Here is an 18,521-nt window from a genome sequence, read left to right on the forward strand (position 1 = left end):
AATGAAAAAGGTAGTTCATAATTCCATTTTTGGAATTGGAATAAAGTTATATCTTTCTGATATAAATATATATTTTAATTAATACTGTTTTTAAAAATATCAATGATGGATTTGAAAATAACTATTTAAAGGAACGTAATATGAATAAAAAATCAGATGTTGGCAATTATATTCAAAAGTTCAAAAATAAACTTTTAAGACAGTACATTATCCGTATTTTTACAATTTGTGGTTTTTTTAGCGTTTTGACAGGCTGTGCGGTTACAACAGGTATTTGGCCTTCAGAATGGAAGAGAATTACACCCCAAAATTTGAATATTGTTCGAGGACAGCCTTTAGAAATCTACTTTGATAGCATGTCTTATTTGAGTCAGGCAGATGCAGATATTGAAGCGTGGCAATCTACGCAGTTATTTTCTTCGGTGACCCGAACCAAGCTCGATCAGCCTTCAAATCATGGTTATTTTATACGTGTTGCTTGTGAAAGACAGACTACATATCCAGATGAGGATGGGTTAATCGTTTTTATGACCGCATTACTTTCAGCATTTATTATTCCATATTCTGAGACTGGAGGCGCATTTTGTAAGCAAACTCTATTTGAAAATGGGATAGAAGTTACACAGAGCAATGTAAACATAGAACATCAAACATGGAATAGTGGTTGGTTGCTTATTCCTCAATATTTACAACGTGGCAGTTTATATGCAACGCATGCAAAAACTGCTGCGCAAATTCGAGTACGTAGTCTCATGGCTGAGTTAACGAAGGGAGCTAAATAATGAAACAGAATTTGATTGTAATTTCGCTATTTGTATTGTTCACAGGGTGTACGACAACACCACCAGGAATTCCTGCATTCCCGCTTCAGGAAAAGAAAAAAGATGACGATGGTTATTATAAATATAGTACTTTTTGGTTTAATGGAAAGTTAAAAAACGGTGTTCCAGATGGGAAAGGACAGTGTCGTACGAAATATATGACTGGAGTTTATACAACGGAATGGTTAAAAGGTGCTTGTGAGTTTCGATTGGGTGAGCGTATAGATCGTTTAGATCAGAACCGTTCTGAGGCTAGTATGGCATTTACCAATCAAAAACGAGCTAAAGAATTGAAGGAGGAACGTGAAAAGCAAGATGAATATGAGCGTGCTGAAGCTGAGGAAAGGCGTGAGCGCGCACGTAGTAGAGCTGCGGCTGAACAGCAGCTCGCGGCATCAATTACGGGGATGAACCAACAGATGATACAGGATTATCAGCGTATGTCTGGTATGGTTCAAAAGGCGAGTACACCCCCAGTACGGAGTTACTCATCTACAAGTGTAACTCGATCATCAGCAAGCTCTACGACGAAACCATCTCCTGCTAAAAATAGTTCTTCGAGTACAACAACTGCGTCTAATACACGTAGTTCAAATAGCAAGCAAAGCACTACTCTTAACAATGATCAAAATGTGAAAAAAACAACGCAGTCGAAGTTAGACAAAACACAAGCTCTTAAATCAGATGATGTACAAAAGCAAAAACTTCAAGAGCAAGCGGAGAAAAAACATCAACAACAAGTTGCAGCTGAAGAAAAGCAACGTGAATTACAACTTGCCAAAGAAAAACGTGAAGCGGATCGAAAGGCTGAAAAAGAACGCAAAGAGCGTGAACAATTGGCACAGAAACAACGTGAGGAACAGGAGAAAAATAATTACCTGATGAATGTGAAAAATAGTTTACGGCTTAAAGCTGTGAGTTGCTATGGTAATAACTTTGCTGTAGGTCAGATTCCCAAAGGTCTAGGTTTTTCAAAACATGTTTCAGGTATTAATGTTCATTACCAAGCATCTTGTCCTGGTGGTGGTCGTTATAATGGGGTTTCTAGAAATTTTATCGGGATGACCACAGGATGTTTCGGTGGTGATACAAACCCTAATGAGGGGGCAGAAATTCCTAAAGATGTTTTGACTTGTGAAGCTAAGGATATGACAGTTGAAGTCACAGATGTAAGACCAACCCGTTAAAAATTGAGTCCTAAAAGTTTAGGGGGGAGATATGATAAAACAAGTGTTATACGAGAATAGTTTTCACTAAATATCTTAAAAAAGAGGTTGTGTCATAAGCCTTTAGATACTTGAAATTTACCGCAATAAGTTTAATTTAATAAGCATATTGCGGTTTTTATTTGAATAAATTTCTAGTAGTGAGACTCGCGCTTTTTATTTATAACGAATTGAAACTTTTTTGATTAAACTTTAATAAATAAAACTTTATAAAAGTCAACTCCTCATCTGAGGAATATTTTAATTACAAAAATAAATATAAAATTACAAACAAGAAATAATGAACAAACAATGGAAACAAGTAAATGAATACAAAACAATTAATCATTAAATTGGGGATGGCTTTAGTTACGTTTAGCTCAATGAATTTATATGCAAAAGATGTATTTACATCTGAAATCCAAGTCGATAACCAATCACAGGTGCTTGGTTATAGTAGTATTTCTGACGTGGCTGATCAGTATGATTCATACAATATGAAAGCTATGTTCCCAACATATACAGAAACTTCATTTGTAAATGCAAAAGTCAATTTACGTGATGTACCTGTGAATTTAAGCTATGCACAAAACTCTTCGACCTTAACATTTAAAATACCCTCACTTGGTATTGAACGTACTTATACAGGTGCAACTCGTGAAGAAAGTAAGGACATGTTCCTTGATGCGTTAAAAGGCGAAGATAAAGAATTATTAAAGAAACTTACTGCAGAATGGGTGAAAAACTCACCGATTGATCCAGTTGCAGGCAACCCAACCAGTTTACTTTCAATGATGGTAGGTTCTATGACCGATAATTTATCGGATATGGCATCTGATCAAATGTATGGATTAAAAGAAAACTCTTCATCAAATTTCGGCATGATGCCACGTTTTGGACGTTATACCCAGCAAGGACATGATATTAATGTCTATAACTTGCCACTAACTTATTCACATTGGTTTGAATCAAATAAAACAGGTTTAGTTTTAGATTTACCGATTACTGTTTCTAAAACATCGGATGGGGCATTATCAGGAAGTTTAAATCTTGGTGTCGGTTTAAATTTTAAATTAGCATCAACTGAATCAGTAAACTGGTACCTCATGCCACAAATTAGAGGTGGTGTAACTGGTTCTGAAGATTTTGGAACAGCGGCATTAATTTACGGTGGTGGTTTAAGTAGTAATGCTCAATTCCCTTTAAATGAAAATTCAGCAGTTTCAATCATCAATATGGTGTCTTATTATAAAACTGATTCAATCAAGGTCGGTGATTTTGACAGTGGATATGATTTGCAGAATACCATTTTGCGTAATGGCGTAGAATATAGTCATGTTTTGCATAAGTCAGTTGCAGGTAGTCCATTGATTGCAAAACTTGCATATGCACGTACTGATTTTAGCGGAGATCAACTATTTTCTGAATTGTCACATGATTTTTCTGGCTCTATAGGGTTTAAAAATAAGAAGCCAAAAGCTTGGATTGATGAATATCGTATCGGTTTTACTTATACCTATGCAGACAAAGATTTAAGAGGCTTTACTATAAATGCAGGTTATACTTTCTAAAGTTTGAAGAAGTTTATTTTTTGTATTTCCAAATAAATTTTAATCAGGCTCAGGATGCATCACTGATCGTATTCTGAATCTTTAATTAAAACTTAAGATGTGCTTTTGGCTACATTTAATCCTCAATGTGGCCTTTTTTTTTGAAATGGCCATTCATCGTATACATAATAATAGAGAAATTTGAAAACTTAATTTTAAAGTTTTGGGACTGTTTTATAGGCTTAAGCGATTATTGATAGATTTAAGTTGTGAATGACTGTTTGGAAAATGATTGTTATTTAAGATTTATAATAAAAATTCATATAGATTTTGCGGACATCTTTCATCTAAAACGATTCTGTAAATACATTTTTAATTTCAATAAGAGAAAATAATGTAAAAGGCTTATTCATAGAGAGTTATGAATAAGCCTTTTAAGTACAATTCAGTACCTTACATTTATTGTACAGCGTGAACGGATAGAGACTATCTAGCTAAGAAATTTTCCAAAGCTTGGTTAAATTCTTGAGGCATTTCTACATTGGAGATATGAGAAGCATCTATTTCAAATAGCTCTGCATTGGCAATACGATCGACCATGAATTGTCCATCAGCAACTGTGGTTACTGGGTCTTGTTGACCCGCAATCACCAAAACAGGCACGCTGATATTCTTTAAATCTTCACGTAAATCCGCCTTAGCCAAAGCCTCACAACAACTTGCATAACCTTCTGCGCTGCTAGCTGCGAGGTCGTTACTTAAAGATTGTACAATTTGAGTTTGGCTTTGGATAAAGCGTTCTGTAAACCAACGCAATGCTGCAGTTTCTGCAATAGGTTTTAAACCTTGTTCACGAACAAGTTTAGCACGGTCTAACCATGCTTGTTCCTGACCAATTTTTGCTGCGGTATTGCATACAATGACATGGTTAAAATATTCAGGTTTATGAATAGCAAGCCATTGACCTGTTAAACCACCCATGGAAATACCACAGAAATTGGCTTTTTCAATATTTAAATGGTCAAGTAAATTGATAACATCTTGTCCTAGTTGGTCAATTGTATATGGACCTTGAGGAGCAGAAGATTGTCCATGACCACGTGTGTCATAACAAATTACAAAATGATCTTTTTGAAAATGCTCAATTTGCACTTGCCACATGCTGTATTTTGTTCCAAGCGAGTTGGAAAATACAATCGCAGGGTTATTCGCATCACCAAAAGTTTGGTAATTGATTTCGGCATCGTTGGATGTAAATTTTGGCATGTATAAATCCTTCCCAACCTCCCTTTATAAAAGGGAGGGGATTATTAATTGTTTTAAACTCTTTCAATAATCAAAGCGATGCCTTGACCGACACCGATACACATTGAACATAGGGCATATTTACCATCAATAGCTTCAAGTTGATTCAATGCTGTTGTGACTAGACGTGCACCTGATGCACCGAGCGGATGACCAATGGCAATTGCACCGCCATTTGGATTGACGTGTGTTGCACCATCTTCTAAACCTAGATCACGAGTGACTGCCAAAGCTTGTGCTGCAAATGCTTCATTCAGTTCAATCACATCCATTTGACTTAAAGTTAAGCCTGTTTGTGCAAGTAACTTTTTGATCGCAGGTGCAGGACCAAAGCCCATGATGCGAGGTTCAACACCAACAGTAGTTGCACCAATGATTTTAGCGCGGGCTTTTAAATTGTACTTTTCAATCGCTTCATCAGAAGCAATCAAAAGTGCAGCAGCACCATCATTAATGCCTGAAGCATTACCCGCAGTCACTGTACCATCGGCTTTGACCACGGGTTTAAGTTTAGTCAAACCTTCAATCGTGGTAGATGCACGTGGATGTTCATCGGTATCCACCACAATAGCATCGCCTTTACGCTGTGGAATGGTCACGGCAATGATTTCTTTAGCAAAGAAACCTTTGGCTTGTGCAGCCGCTGTACGTTGCTGACTTTCTAAGGCAAATTTGTCTTGATCGGCACGATTGATATTAAATTGTTCAGCCACATTTTCAGCCGTTTGTGGCATGGTTTCAACACCATACATTTCTTTCAGCTTTGGATTGATAAAACGCCAACCCATCGTGGTGTCTTCAAGTTTTTGGCTACGACCGTATGCACTGTCAGATTTACCCATGACTAAGGGTGCACGTGACATACTTTCTACACCGCCTGCAATGATCAAATCCGCTTCACCTGCTTTGATTGCACGGGCTGCCATAGCGACAGCATCAAGTGATGAACCACATAAGCGGTTTACAGTGGTTGCAGGGACTTGGTAGGGAACACCTGCTAAAAGTGCAGACATCCGTCCCACATTACGGTTGTCTTCACCTGCTTGGTTGGCACAGCCGTAGATCACATCGTCAACCAATTCCCAATTAATAGATGGATTACGTTCCATTAGAGCTTTGATGGGTAATGCACCAAGATCATCTGCACGGATAGGGGCGAGTCCGCCTGCATAGCGTCCGAATGGGGTACGGATGGCGTCAATGATATATGCGTTTTTCATTGTTTATATAGTCCTTTTAACCTTAATCCCTCCCGACCTCCCTTTAAAAAAGGGAGGAGAACTGCATCTCAAATTTAGGATGTGGAAGTCCCCCTTTTTTAAAGGGGGGTTTAGGGGGATTCTATATATTTCTAAAGTGCCTTAAGCAGTTGCATCAATCAATTTTGCACCCGTCATCGACTGCAATTCGTCAAAGCTTAAACCATCCACTTTTTCTATGACTTTCATACCTTCAGCAGTCACATCAATCACGCAAAGGTCTGTATAAATACGATCTACACATTTCAAACCTGTCGCAGGATAAGACAGTTCAGCCACGATTTTCGGTTCGCCTTTTTTAGTGACATGGTCTGTTGTGATAAACACTTTCTTTGCCCCAACGGCTAAATCCATCGCACCACCCACCGCAGGAATCGCATCTGGTGCGCCTGTATGCCAGTTAGCTAAGTCACCATTTTCAGCAATTTGAAAAGCACCCAAAACAGCAATGTCTAAGTGTCCACCACGCATCATGGCAAAGGAATCACCGTGGTGGAAGAAGCAACCACCTGTGAGCATAGTGACAAATTCTTTACCTGCATTAATTAATTCAGGATCACGATCTTCTTCCGCAGGTGGTGGACCAAACGCTAATAAACCATTTTCAGAATGTAAAAATACGTCTTTATCCGATGGTAGGTAATTTGAAATTTTGGTCGGTAAGCCAATGCCTAGATTGACATAAGCACCATCTGGAATGTCTTGTGCCACACGTTCAGCAATTTGATCACGGCTTAATTTGGTATAACTCATTTTAAATTCTCCGTATCTTATTACTGTGCGTTATTGTCAGTGGAACCGACAGCGACAACGTGTTGAACAAAAATCCCTGGGGTAATGATATGTTCAGGATCTAGTGCACCGAGTTCAACCACTTCTGACACTTGTGCAATCGTCACATCTGCTGCCATTGCCATGATTGGACCGAAGTTACGTGCAGATTTGTTGTAGACTAAATTGCCCCAACGGTCGCCTTGATGTGCTTTGATTAAAGCAAAATCAGCTTTGATTGGATTTTCTAAAACAAAGTCTTTGCCTTCATAATTTAAGGTCGGCTTGCCTTCAGCAAGCATCGTTCCAAAACCTGTTGGGGTGTAGATTGGTCCTAAGCCCATGCCTGCAGCCTGGATACGACAAGCTAAGTTGCCTTGTGGAACAAGTTCGAGTTCAATTTTTCCTGCGCGATAGAGTTCATCAAACACCCAGGAGTCTGACTGACGTGGGAATGAACAAATGATTTTACGGACTGCACCTGTTTTTAGAAGTTTAGCTAAACCGTAATCGCCATTGCCTGCGTTGTTATTGATAATGACAAGGTCTTTCACACCTAGTTCGATCAAGCCATCAATGAGTTCAGCGGGTTGTCCTGCTGTGCCAAATCCACCAATCATGATGGTCGTACCATCTTTGATCTGGGAAAGTGCTTCTTTCAGTGAAGCTGAGCTTTTATCAATCATGTGATTAACCTTATCTGCATTTTCATGAATTTCTATGCATAAATATCGCTTCTGAATAGTTATGCGTAGAAATTGTGGTGTTGCGATAACTTTAGAAATTAAGCCTTAAATCTGAAGCATTGTTATTGAATCACTCAACTGACGTTACGTTCTAAAGTGGGTTCAAGCCACCCTAAGATGTTAGAGTGGCTTGATTTCTGATCAGGTATCATCTTCACGAATAGAAGACGGGTGACGGTTTAAGGCAGTCACCTGAATATCCATATAAGGGTAGAGGGGTAAGCCTTGTAAGATATTGTGTAATTCTTCATTACTTTCAACATCAAAAATACTGATATTGGAATACTGACCCGTTATGCGCCAAATGTGACGCCATTTCCCTTGTCGTTGCAAATCCTGAGAATATGCTTTTTCAACGGCTTTAATTTCATTGGCTTTTTCAGTTGGCATATCGAGTGGGATATGAACGTCCATTTTTACTTGGAAAAGCATGACGGCTCCTTCAATTATTGACGACGTAGGTTGTCGATTTTGTCTTCATCCAATTCAATCCCTAAGCCATGACCCGTTGGGATTTTTAGCTCAAAGTTTTCGTATTGAAGAGGTGTTTTTAAAATTTGTTCAGTAAGTAGTAATGGACCAAAAAGCTCAGTGCCATAAGCTAGGTTACTGAATGTAGAAAATACGTGTGCTGATGCAATTGTTCCTACAGGACCTTCAAGCATGGTGCCACCATAAAGGTCGATCCCTGCTAAATTGGCAATTTTTCCAACTTCGCAGCCTTCAATTAAACCGCCAGACTGTGCGACTTTGACTGCAAAAACAGAAGCAGCATTACGTTTAGCTAGTTCATAAGCGCTTTGTGGACCCATTAAAGATTCATCAGCCATAATGGCAATATCAAACTTACGCGTCAGTCGTTCCATTGCATCAATATTGTGAATGGCGCAAGGCTGTTCGATGAGATCAATGCCACCGTCTTGGAGCATTTGAATGCCTTTAATCGCAGTTAACTCAGACCAAGCACGATTGACATCGACACGAATTGAAATGTCATCGCCCAATGCTTTTTTAATCGCTAAAACATGTTCAACATCTTGTTCTACAGGACGAGAGCCGATTTTTAGTTTGAAGACATTGTGCCGTTTGCTTTCAATCATTTTTTGCGCTTCAGCAATGTCTTTTTCAGTATTGCCAGATGCAAGAACCCAAAGAACTGAAATGCTGTCACGTAAACGTCCGCCTAAGACTTCGCTTAAAGGTAAGCCTAAACGCTGTGCCTGGATATCCAGTAATGCAGTCTGAATTGCGCATTTAGCAAAACGGTTACCATTGATATTACGGTTAATCGTTTGCATCGTTTGTGCGACGTTTAAATTGTTTAAAGTTTTTAATAAGGGTGCAAAATAAGTTTCAATATTGGTTTTAACACTTTCTGGACTTTCTTCACCATAGCCTAAGCCACCGATTGTGGTCGCTTCACCCCAGCCGATAAAGCCATCTTCCGTGCTTACTTTGACCAGTACTAAGGTTTGTGTTTGCATTGTTGCAACCGCCATCTTGTGCGGACGGATGGTTGGAATCTCAACAAGCAATGTTTCTATGGATGTATACATTGCAAATTTTTCTTCAGTGTTTAACTATTTATATACCTTAATTTAATGTAATATCTTTAACTAGGCTGATAATGGTATTTTTAGATACTTATAAGGTATATAAAGGGGTTCTAGTCATGGAGTTAAGACATTTACGATATTTTGTTACTGTTGTTGAAGAGCAAAGTATTACCAAGGCTGCAGAAAAGTTGTGTATTGCTCAACCGCCTTTAAGTCGACAAATTCAAAAATTAGAAGAGGAGTTAGGCATTACCTTATTTGAACGAGGTTCTCGCCCAGTTAAAACTACTGAGGCAGGGATGTTCTTTTATGAACATGCTGTGCAAATATTGACCCATACTGCACAAGCAACTTCAATGGCTCGACGCATTAATGCGGTAGATAAAACGGTACGAATTGGCTATGTTAGTTCGTTGCTTTATGCCTTATTACCCCAAATAATTTATTTATTCCGACAGCGACACCCTGACATTCATGTGGAGCTTATTGAGTGCGGGACACGAGATCAGATCGAAGCTTTAAAAGCAGGAAAAATTGATATTGGCTTTGGTCGATTGAGATTAACGGATCCATCCATTAAGCGGCTATTCTTACGCAAAGAACGTCTTAAACTTGCTGTACATAAAAATCATCATTTGGCAGAATTTATTGATACAGGTGTGTATTTATCACAGATTTTAGATGAGTCGATATTCTCCTATCCAATCACGCCTAAACCGAACTTTTCAACATTAATTCAGTCTGTTTTTACAGAATTGGGATTAGTCCCGAAAAAGTTTACAGAAGTCCGTGAAATTCATTTAGCTCTTGGATTGGTATCATCGGGGGAGGGAATTTGCTTAATTCCTGAGAGTGCTAGTGATATTGGAATGAAGAATTTAATTTATATCCCAATTCTAGATTTAGAAGCATACAGTCCAATTTCTTTATCGGTTCGAAATATGGATCAAAGTGCATATATTCCCAATATTTTAGAGTGCATTAAGCAAGTATTTGAGGAAAATGAAATGCCAATTCAACTCAATGAGGATTAATACAGTTCATTGAGTTGAATAAGTTCATGATGATATTTACTCAATAATGATCATCTTTTATATCGTGATTAAATGCGTTTTTAATCCTTTATTCTTAAACAATGAGCAATCTGTTGTAAGGTTTGTTCATCATGGCTTAAGCCTTGTTGAATAACCTCAATTTGTATTTGAATATTGCTTAGCGTTTTTTGGCATTGTGAAATAACTTCATCTGTATGCACATCTAGTTTTTGCCATAAACTTTGTGAAATTTCAGTGTACAAACGATCATGTCCAATGGCTAAGATTTCTTTTGTATCATCAGCATAAATGACTTCATAGCTGAGATGCTTAGCAAATTTTAGAGGTTTAAATGGAAGACTCTGCAGTTGATAATCAACTAAGGTATCTGAAATCTGTTGAGACAGAAATTGCTCCGCCTGTTGTGTCAAAGTGTTGTAAAGCTCATCTACAGCTTGTTGCTCAGCAAATTGTTCCAATAGACTTGGTAGCGTTGCAATCATACCGCGCCAGGTTTGGGTCATGATTTGCTCTTTGCTTTGCACCAATGTATCACTAGCATGGTTCAGATTTTGTTGTAATTGATGCAATTGAGGGACAATTTCCACCTGTAATGGCATTAAAATCTGTTCTTGTAAATGGTGTAGTAAAGCTTCTGCGGGTTTACGTTGCTTATAAGCTAAAGCAGGTTGAATCAAATGCATTAATGCATTAAATAAACGATCAAAACCAGCACTTTGCATCGCTTGATCATTAAAGTCAGCATTTTTCAGCATCTGTGAGGATGTGGAAATCGGGGATTGTAGCAGGCTTGGATCAACGTGCATTTCTATGAGTTGATCCATCGCACGGGTATGTACATCGTTTTCTTGTAAATGACGTTGTCCAGGGCTTTTATTGCACAAAATCTGACAGATCTCACCATCCACCTCATCTTCTTCAAAATAATCACTGCGAGTGATCACAGGCAATAAAGGTTTATGTCGACGTAATTCTTGCCCCAGAGCGGCTAACTCTTTGACCTGACCAGGTGAAGATGAACTGCTTAACCACAGTACACCATCCGCACTGTCTAAAAAGCGCTGAGTCAAGTCTGCATTTTCAGGTGTTACTGAATGTAATCCTGGGGTGTCTAACAGGATTAAATTCTTACCTAAGCAGACACCTTGTAAACGTGTGGTGGTTTCTGTTGCACCTTCTTTAAAACGATCCTGGCTTTCAACAATTTCACCATCTTCAAGATAAAAATACTCAACACTTTGCTGATGTCTGTGAAAACATTCTGCCAATACATTGCATAATGAGCTTTTACCTGCATTGAATTTTCCAAAAATCAGCAAAATAATTTTGTCATCAAAGTGATCTGCAATGGATTGCGCAGCGTGTAAGGTATCTAACTGGGTTTCCCAATGGTTGAGGTAACGGTCAAGTTGAGCATTGAGTGTCGCAATATCCAGTGCTATTGAACTTTCTGAAGTTAGCCCATGACTGTTTAAACGCTGATCATTGAGATTGCGCGCCAGTTGTTGATGCCAGGCATGCATTTTATCTAAATGTGCAACAATATCTTTTTCAGGCTGATCAAAGGCTTCGGTGGCATGAATGAAAGTTTGAATTGAGTTATGGATCATGATGTTTGCTCCAGCGTCTTTGATGCCTGTTGAGCTTGCATGATGCGTTGAAGCTGTTGCTGTAAATCCTGTAATTGTTGTTTCAGATGCATTCGATCGGTGGATAATTCAAAATAATGGGCAAATTCATGGCGTAAACGTTCACGTCCTGATTCATCTTCAAAAATGAGCTTTAAGTCCTTACGAAGTTTGACTGAGATACCCAGTACTGCAACCATGACCGTGTCTAAACTACGCACATTACTTTTTTGTGTATCAGGTAAACCCACCACACCATAACGCACCAGATGACTGTTGATTTCAATACATGCACGGGAGTAAGCCACTTGAATGCGGTTACGATCACGTTTGCCAGCAGTTAACTTATACATATTGGCAAATGAATCTGGTTCTAATGAATCATCTAGTCCAGAAATATGCAGAATGGGTTGTAAGTCTTGACGTACTTTATCCAAGATTTGATTTAAATCATGTTCAAAGGCTTGGCGTTGCTGTTGTAGTGTATTGTCAAGTTGCTGAATATTCGTTTCGGTAGTTGCTTGTTGCTGTGACAGTTGTTTTTTGAGATCTGCAAAAATCTTACTTTTTTCGAATTGGCGTACGGTTGGAACTTTATCAACCATATTGCTGAGTTTTTGTTGTAACTCAGGGATACCACTACGCTCTACTAAAAGCTGTTTTGAGTTTTCTACACCTTGACGATGGCGTGTCGCAGATACAGGTAAAATAGTTGCAGCAGGGGCTTGTTTTTGAATACTGTCAATGATGTGAGCTAAGACAGTTTGATCTGGGATTTGGTCAATTTGTGTTAGTACCAAAATACTTTGGCGTTGTGTTTGCTCTGTATCTTGCTCGAATTGTTGAAATAATTGTAATTCAAAAGGATCAAATTCACCTTCACGCACAGAATGGATCATCAGGCGAATATCTGCTTTATTCCACATGGCATCTTGAGCATATTGATCATCAATAGCTGCAACATCGGCATCTAAGCCAGGTGCATCTAACCAACGAATATTATGTTGCAAATGTTCAGAGAGATTTACAGTTTCTCTTTTATCTGCCACAGAGAAAATATCGTTACCAATCAGTTCATTTAACAGTCGGCTTTTACCATGATTATACTTGCCAATAACGGTAACCGTTGGAATCTGACCTGCCTGTAATATGGCACGCAACCGAGCCAATGGCATATCGTATTCTGGGAGAATGGCTAAAATATCGTGGGTTGCAGCATCGAAAGTATGAATATCCATATTATTTTCTATCTTTCCATAAAATAAAATCAGGCTAAACTGTTACAGCCAGCCTGATTTTAATATTCAACAGATCAAGTTTGAGAATATCAAACTTCTAGGCGAGGACGGTCTACCACTTGGTTATCTACACCATCAACCAGACGACTCAGCTTAAGGTCAAATACCATTTCAGCAAAAGGACCTTCAACACCATTCGCTTGGCTTGCTGCCGCATCTGTATGTTCAATCGCATCTACAACAAGACCTTCACGCGTTGCATAAGCAAAGTCATCATAAGTGTACGGGTCGCCAGCAACGTTAATCTGCGTGGTAAGTTTACGATGACCATCTGCTGATACGAAGAAGTGAATATGTGCCGGGCGGTTACCATGACGACCTAACTGATTGAGCAACTGTTGTGTTGGACCATCTGGAGGGCAACCATAACCTGCTGGCAGAATTGTCTGTACACGATAATGACCTTGTGCATCTGTCATAATGGTGCGGCGCATATTGAACGGTGTCTGTTCGCCCGTTGGGTCAAAGTGTGAATAGAAACCTTTAGTATTGGCATGCCAGATTTCAACCTGCGCATTTGGAATAGGCTGACCATCTGCATTGTAAATTGTACCATGCAAAATCAGAGTATGACCATTTGGATCACTACCATCATCCATACGAGCAAAGCCTTGTGCAACAGGTGCGCCTGCAACATAAAGAGGACCTTCGATTGTACGTGGTGTTGGGTTGTCAATGCCTAAAGCAGCATCAGCAGCGTCCATACGTAGATCAAGGAAATGGTCGAAACCTAAACCTGGAGAAAGTAAACCAGCTTCATGACTTGTACCCAATTGGTTTAGATATGCAATCGCAGCCCAATATTCATCAGAAGTAATGTTTAAATCTTCAATAGTTTTAAATAAGTCAGAAACCACTCGATGAATGATTTGCTTAGTACGTGGGTTTCCACCTTCTTGCTCAAGTCCACTAAGCAAGTTGATGAAGTTTTGTACTTCTTCCGTCTCGAAAATTCTAACATTGTTGGCTGTCATGGCTATCTCCTTAATATTGCCATAATGCTGATTCACGTCATATTTTTAAAATCATCTTATGCGTTTGTTCAGCATTAATCCTGATATTGCTTTGTGAATAATCGTTATATATACCTTAATTTAATGTAATATCCTTAACCAGTCCGAATTCGGTATCTTTAGATACTTAAAAAGTATATTGTTGTGAAATTTAGCGATTTATACGACTTTGTGATAATGCCCGAAGAGTAAAGTATTACCAATGTCACATAAAAATGATGCCTGATCTAAATTTAAACAATTCATCAGATTTAAAAGTAAAAGATATTATTGAGAATTTAATGATTCTAGGACGATTTACGACCTGTAAAAATCAGAGAGTTAGGGAGAGTTCAAACAGTATATTGCACAGATTTGAATACAATCGTAGAAATTTGACGTGGTGGGGCGTAAGAGGGCTGTCAAAAAATCAAACATATGGTTTGGTGATTTATTGAAAATTACTAATACCATGAGAAGCAGTGAAAATTGAAATTAATCAATAAACACCACTAGAAATAACTTATAGATGTAATGATTTTTTTGACTGATTACAAGCATGTTGAAAGACTTAGGAAGAAGCATTGCGTTTATTTAAAATCAAATGTGCAAGTACACCAATACAAATGCCCCAAAATACAGAGCTTAGTCCTAGGAAATGCATTCCAGAGGCAGTCGCTAAAAAAGTAATCAGCGCAGCTTCACGTTGCGCTTCATTTTTCATTGCCACTGAAATATTCGTCGCAATCGCACCGAGTAGTGCCAAGCCAGCCAGTGCTGCCACCAATTCTTTGGGTAATAAACTAAACAGCATGACGATACTGCCTGCAAATAAACCCCCTAAAATATAAAATACTCCATTGGCAATGCCTGCAATATAGCGTTTGTCCTTTAATTCATGCGCATCTTTGCCCATACATAAGGCTGCTGTAATGGATGCCAATACAATGGTAATTCCTCCAACACATGCCACCGCAAAGGATGCAATACTGGTTACTGCAATGATGGGTTTTGCAGGTGTGTCATAACCACTCAAACGCATAATCGCCATACCTGGTAGGAATTGTCCCGTTAAACTCACAAGGATTAAAGGCAAGGCTAAATTTAACGTAGAGTTCAATGTCCATTCAGGCATAATAAATTGTGGAATGGCAAGGCTAAAATCAACCGTAACAGGATTCATTTTGCCCATGATTAAGCTAAGGGCAACACCTGAAACCAGTACCCATAGCATGGCATAGCGTGGTGTAAAGCGTTTGGCAATCAAAAATACTAACAACATGCCAAAGACGATGAGTGGCATGCTGTCCGTGGCTTTAAATAAGCCCAAACCAAATTGAAATAGAATGCCTGCCATCATTCCTGCGGCAACATCTTGAGGAATCCATTTCAATAATTTATCAAAATAGCCTGTAATCCCAATGATGAAAATCACAATGGCGGTCGTGAGATAAGCCGCGACAGCTTCATTCAATGAAACATGGGGAAAGAGTGTGACCAACAGTGCCGTACCTGGCGCAGACCATGCGGTGATTACAGGAACTTTAAACTTAATTGATAAATAAATTCCCGCAATCGCAGCGCCAATCGAAATGCCCCAAATCCATGAAATCATCATGGCAGTCGAAACGTGTGATCCTAGACAAAATAATGGACAGCACGTCCCTCTAAAGATAACGTAACTTTAATCTTTGGAGATTCAAGAAATGGCTAAACGTTTTAGTCCCGAATTTAAACAGCAAGCGATTGATTATGCACTTTCAAACTCACACGAGTCTGTAGCTGCAATCGCCCAGAAATTAGGTGTGGGTTATTCAACATTAGATAAATGGATTCGTGAAACCAATCCGGCAGGTTCAAGCAAACGTCAACTTTCACCAGAACAACAGCGGATCGTGGAATTAGAGAAAGAAGTCAAACAGCTCAAGGAAGCCAATGACATCTTAAAAAAAGCGCATGTGTACTTTCTAACAGATCATGCCAAGAAAAGTACACGGTAATTCAAGATCTAGATATGAATGAAGTCACCGTATCTTCTGCCTGTAAATACCTAGGTGTCAGCACTTCAGGCTATTATGCCTGGCGAAAACGTCAAGCCAATACGGCACAGAAATATAATGACTTAAAAGCCGTATATTGGCAGCATCATGCACGATTGGGTGCACCTTCATTAGTACATGACATGCATGATTTAGGTTACAACATGAGCGAACGTACTATTGGAAGGATGCTAAAAAAGCTTGGTTTACGTAGCAGGATTGCGCGTAAATACAAGCATACGACTGATTCAACCCATCGTTTGCCTACAGCACCCAACTTGTTGGATCGCCAATTTACAGTTACTCAGCCTAATAAAGTCTGGACAACAGACATTACCTATATCCGCACTAAAGAAGGTTGGTTGTATTTATGTGTGATGCTAGATTTATTTAGCCGTCGTATCGTGGGGTGGCAAACCAGCCATCGAATAGACCGCCAGTTGGTGTGTGATACGTTTAACTATGCAATGGCTCGTCAGGGTTATCCAACTGGTGTTATGGTTCATTCGGACCAAGGCTCACAGTACTGTAGTCGTGATTTTAGAGCGCTGTTACTGAAAAATGATTGTACTCAGAGTATGTCTAGACGTGGAAACTGTTGGGATAATGCAGTGACTGAAAGCTTCTTTCATACATTAAAAGGTCATGTGGTACATGGCAGTGTGTTTTCGACTCGAAAAGAGGCGAATGCGGTCTTGTTTGATTATATTGAGATTTATTACAATCGGGTCAGAAGGCATTCTGCAAACGGCTGGTTAAGTCCAGAAGCCTTTGAACAGAAATATTTCAAGAATTTAGAGGGATCGATTGTCCACGATACTGTCTAGGATCAGTGGGCTTGTTGTGCGGCTTGAAAGAAAATAATCAGTGGCCCTGAGTATGAAATCAGAACTGCTAAAAATCCTGCAACTGTGGCTGATAGTGACCAGTCTTCTTTTAAAGTCTGTAAAAGATTTGCCATTGTATGCATCCTTGCGTAATGGATTGAGTGATTGATTAAATAGATGAATTAACCTTGATCACCGCCACCGACTGGAACTACTGTACCTGTAATATATGAAGAATCATCGGAAGCTAGGAAAGTAATTGCATTCACTTGTTCTTGGATTGTGCCATAACGACCTAAGAAAGTACGATCTATGGTTTGATCAACCACTTCTTGCATCCATTGCGTTTCGTGTTCTGACATTGGATTACTGTTGCGAGGAACTTTACGTGGCGGTGCTTCTGTACCACCTGTGGCAATCGCATTCACGCGGATATTATCTTTGGCATGTTCAAATGCCAATGACGCGGTTAAACCATTCACACCACCTTTAGATGCAGAATAGGGAATACGGTTAATGCCGCGCGTCGCGATTGAAGATACATTGACAATCGTACCTTGTTGATTCTTGATCATCTCAGGCAAGACAGCACGACAGCACCACATAGTTGGAAATAAAGAGCGATTGACTTCTTTAATGATTTCTTCTTCAGTAAATTCCTGAAAAGGTTTCATCCAAATTGCACCACCGACATTATTGATGAGTACATCAACACGTCCATAGGTCGCAATGGCTTTTTCGACAACAGCTTGAGCGCCTGCGTAGGTTTCAAGATCTGCATTGATCGTAACTGCATTACCACCATTGCTTTTGATTTCTGCCCATACTTCTTCAACATATTCAGAACGATCTGCAAGTATGGCTTGCGCACCTTCTGCTGTGACTTGTAGGGCAACGCCACGACCAATGCCTTGAGCAGCTCCTGTAACGATGACGACTTTATTTAAAAATCTTTGACGATCTGACATTTTATTCTCCATTCCTTATATAGACCACGTGCGTAAGTCGATCTTTGAACTCTATTCAATTCATGATGGAAATCCCTTCTTTTGCGCTATATATGGCTCAGGGAGAAGGTTAGGATGAGGGGACACCCTTTATTTTACCCTCCTCATTTCAAACCATCTATGGCACAAGAGGAGGGAATTCCAATCTTCATTTGATTGTCAAGATTGATTAATTGATGTTACGCATTTGGAGAAGTGTTCACTCTAAAATCTTTTAATTCTCCTCGACGGAGTCTTACGTCAGAAGTCTTGATTTAGAGAGTTGCCTTCGGCTCGACCTACTTTTCTTTCGGGAAAAGTAGGCAAAACCATTGTCATCCACAAAACTCGTCCACTTCCGTCAAAATATTAAATACATCGCAAAAACATATCTAATTAAAAGTAGTCTTGCCTCAAACACTTGTGGATGACGTTATCGCGTATCCAATTTCATCGAGAAACAAAAGCTATTTTTATGTTACT

The 18,521-nt window shown here is 39.2% G+C and carries 15 protein-coding genes and 2 pseudogenes; 5 read left to right on the forward strand and 12 right to left on the reverse strand.

Translation table 11 applies throughout. The features are described 5' to 3' along the window. Positions 1–140 precede the first annotated feature (140 nt). The 3 genes from BEN71_RS05965 to BEN71_RS05975 all read left to right on the forward strand — a co-directional run bounded on the left by BEN71_RS05965 (position 141) and on the right by BEN71_RS05975 (position 3,597). Positions 141–782 (forward strand): hypothetical protein, encoded by a 642-nt coding sequence (locus BEN71_RS05965; protein ID WP_068974779.1) that lies wholly within the window; start codon positions 141–143, stop codon positions 780–782. Next, positions 782–2,008 (forward strand): cell envelope integrity protein TolA, encoded by a 1,227-nt coding sequence (locus BEN71_RS05970; RefSeq protein WP_068974778.1) that lies wholly within the window; start codon positions 782–784, stop codon positions 2,006–2,008. The genes BEN71_RS05965 and BEN71_RS05970 overlap by 1 nt, the downstream gene beginning before the upstream one ends. A 344-nt stretch (positions 2,009–2,352) precedes the next feature. Then, a complete protein-coding gene (locus BEN71_RS05975) occupies positions 2,353–3,597 on the forward strand; it encodes a hypothetical protein (RefSeq protein ID WP_068974777.1) in 1,245 nt (414 codons plus the stop codon). A 465-nt stretch (positions 3,598–4,062) separates the two neighbouring features. On the opposite strand, the gene pcaD is transcribed toward BEN71_RS05975, so the two are convergent. The 6 genes from pcaD to BEN71_RS06005 form a co-directional block, all read right to left on the reverse strand. Continuing rightward, positions 4,063–4,842, reverse strand: a complete 780-nt coding sequence (gene pcaD, locus BEN71_RS05980) for a 3-oxoadipate enol-lactonase (protein WP_068974776.1) — start codon at positions 4,840–4,842, stop codon at positions 4,063–4,065. A gap of 53 nt (positions 4,843–4,895) precedes the next feature. Next, the gene (gene pcaF, locus BEN71_RS05985; protein ID WP_068974775.1) at positions 4,896–6,101 is read right to left on the reverse strand and encodes a 3-oxoadipyl-CoA thiolase; all 1,206 of its coding nucleotides are present in this window, start codon (positions 6,099–6,101) and stop codon (positions 4,896–4,898) included. 141 nt (positions 6,102–6,242) lie between these two features. Then, a complete protein-coding gene (locus BEN71_RS05990; RefSeq protein WP_068974774.1) occupies positions 6,243–6,893 on the reverse strand; it encodes a 3-oxoacid CoA-transferase subunit B in 651 nt (216 codons plus the stop codon). 20 nt (positions 6,894–6,913) lie between these two features. Continuing rightward, positions 6,914–7,597: a 3-oxoacid CoA-transferase subunit A gene (locus BEN71_RS05995; RefSeq protein WP_068974773.1), complete on the reverse strand. Its 684-nt coding sequence runs from the start codon at positions 7,595–7,597 to the stop codon at positions 6,914–6,916. A gap of 201 nt (positions 7,598–7,798) precedes the next feature. Beyond that, the gene (gene catC / locus BEN71_RS06000) at positions 7,799–8,089 is read right to left on the reverse strand and encodes a muconolactone Delta-isomerase (RefSeq protein WP_065992825.1); all 291 of its coding nucleotides are present in this window, start codon (positions 8,087–8,089) and stop codon (positions 7,799–7,801) included. Between the two features lie 14 nt (positions 8,090–8,103). Continuing rightward, entirely contained in the window at positions 8,104–9,213 is a 1,110-nt protein-coding gene (locus BEN71_RS06005; protein WP_068974772.1) for a muconate/chloromuconate family cycloisomerase, read from the reverse strand. 116 nt (positions 9,214–9,329) lie between these two features. Between BEN71_RS06005 and catM the strand changes: the two genes are divergently transcribed. Beyond that, positions 9,330–10,247 carry a cis,cis-muconate-binding transcription regulator CatM gene (catM, locus tag BEN71_RS06010; RefSeq protein WP_068974771.1) on the forward strand — a complete coding sequence of 306 codons (918 nt, stop codon included), beginning with the start codon at positions 9,330–9,332 and terminating at the stop codon, positions 10,245–10,247. Positions 10,248–10,327: 80 nt separating this feature from the next. Here the strand turns inward: catM and BEN71_RS06015 are convergent, their stop codons facing one another. The 4 genes and pseudogenes from BEN71_RS06015 to benE form a co-directional block, all read right to left on the reverse strand. Then, the gene (locus BEN71_RS06015; protein ID WP_171404988.1) at positions 10,328–11,878 is read right to left on the reverse strand and encodes a dynamin family protein; all 1,551 of its coding nucleotides are present in this window, start codon (positions 11,876–11,878) and stop codon (positions 10,328–10,330) included. Continuing rightward, positions 11,875–13,134, reverse strand: coding sequence for a GTPase (locus BEN71_RS06020; RefSeq protein ID WP_068974769.1), 1,260 nt, complete (start codon positions 13,132–13,134; stop codon positions 11,875–11,877). Before BEN71_RS06020 ends, BEN71_RS06015 begins: the two co-directional genes overlap by 4 nt. A gap of 89 nt (positions 13,135–13,223) precedes the next feature. Further along, complete coding sequence (gene catA, locus BEN71_RS06025) at positions 13,224–14,168, reverse strand: catechol 1,2-dioxygenase (protein WP_068974768.1); 945 nt, start codon at positions 14,166–14,168, stop codon at positions 13,224–13,226. A 589-nt stretch (positions 14,169–14,757) separates the two neighbouring features. Further along, a pseudogene (gene benE, locus BEN71_RS06030) lies at positions 14,758–15,822 on the reverse strand (benzoate/H(+) symporter BenE); the annotation flags it as partial. A gap of 70 nt (positions 15,823–15,892) precedes the next feature. Here benE and BEN71_RS06035 point away from each other — a divergent pair. Then, positions 15,893–17,052 (forward strand): IS3 family transposase gene (locus tag BEN71_RS06035; RefSeq protein WP_117276768.1). Its coding sequence is split into 2 segments (ribosomal slippage): positions 15,893–16,127 and positions 16,127–17,052, totalling 1,161 coding nucleotides; the frame shifts between segments, so codons are not numbered across the junction. Between the two features lie 5 nt (positions 17,053–17,057). On the opposite strand, the pseudogene BEN71_RS06040 reads toward BEN71_RS06035, so the two are convergent. After that, positions 17,058–17,186 (reverse strand): annotated as a pseudogene (locus tag BEN71_RS06040) (benzoate/H(+) symporter BenE family transporter); the annotation flags it as partial. A 48-nt stretch (positions 17,187–17,234) separates the two neighbouring features. After that, on the reverse strand, positions 17,235–18,020 hold the full coding sequence (locus BEN71_RS06045) for a 1,6-dihydroxycyclohexa-2,4-diene-1-carboxylate dehydrogenase (RefSeq protein WP_068975465.1): 786 nt from the start codon (positions 18,018–18,020) through the stop codon (positions 17,235–17,237). Between the last annotated feature and the right edge of the window lie 501 nt (positions 18,021–18,521).

The sequence above is a fragment of the Acinetobacter wuhouensis genome, assembly GCF_001696605.3.
GTDB lineage: Bacteria > Pseudomonadota > Gammaproteobacteria > Pseudomonadales > Moraxellaceae > Acinetobacter > Acinetobacter wuhouensis.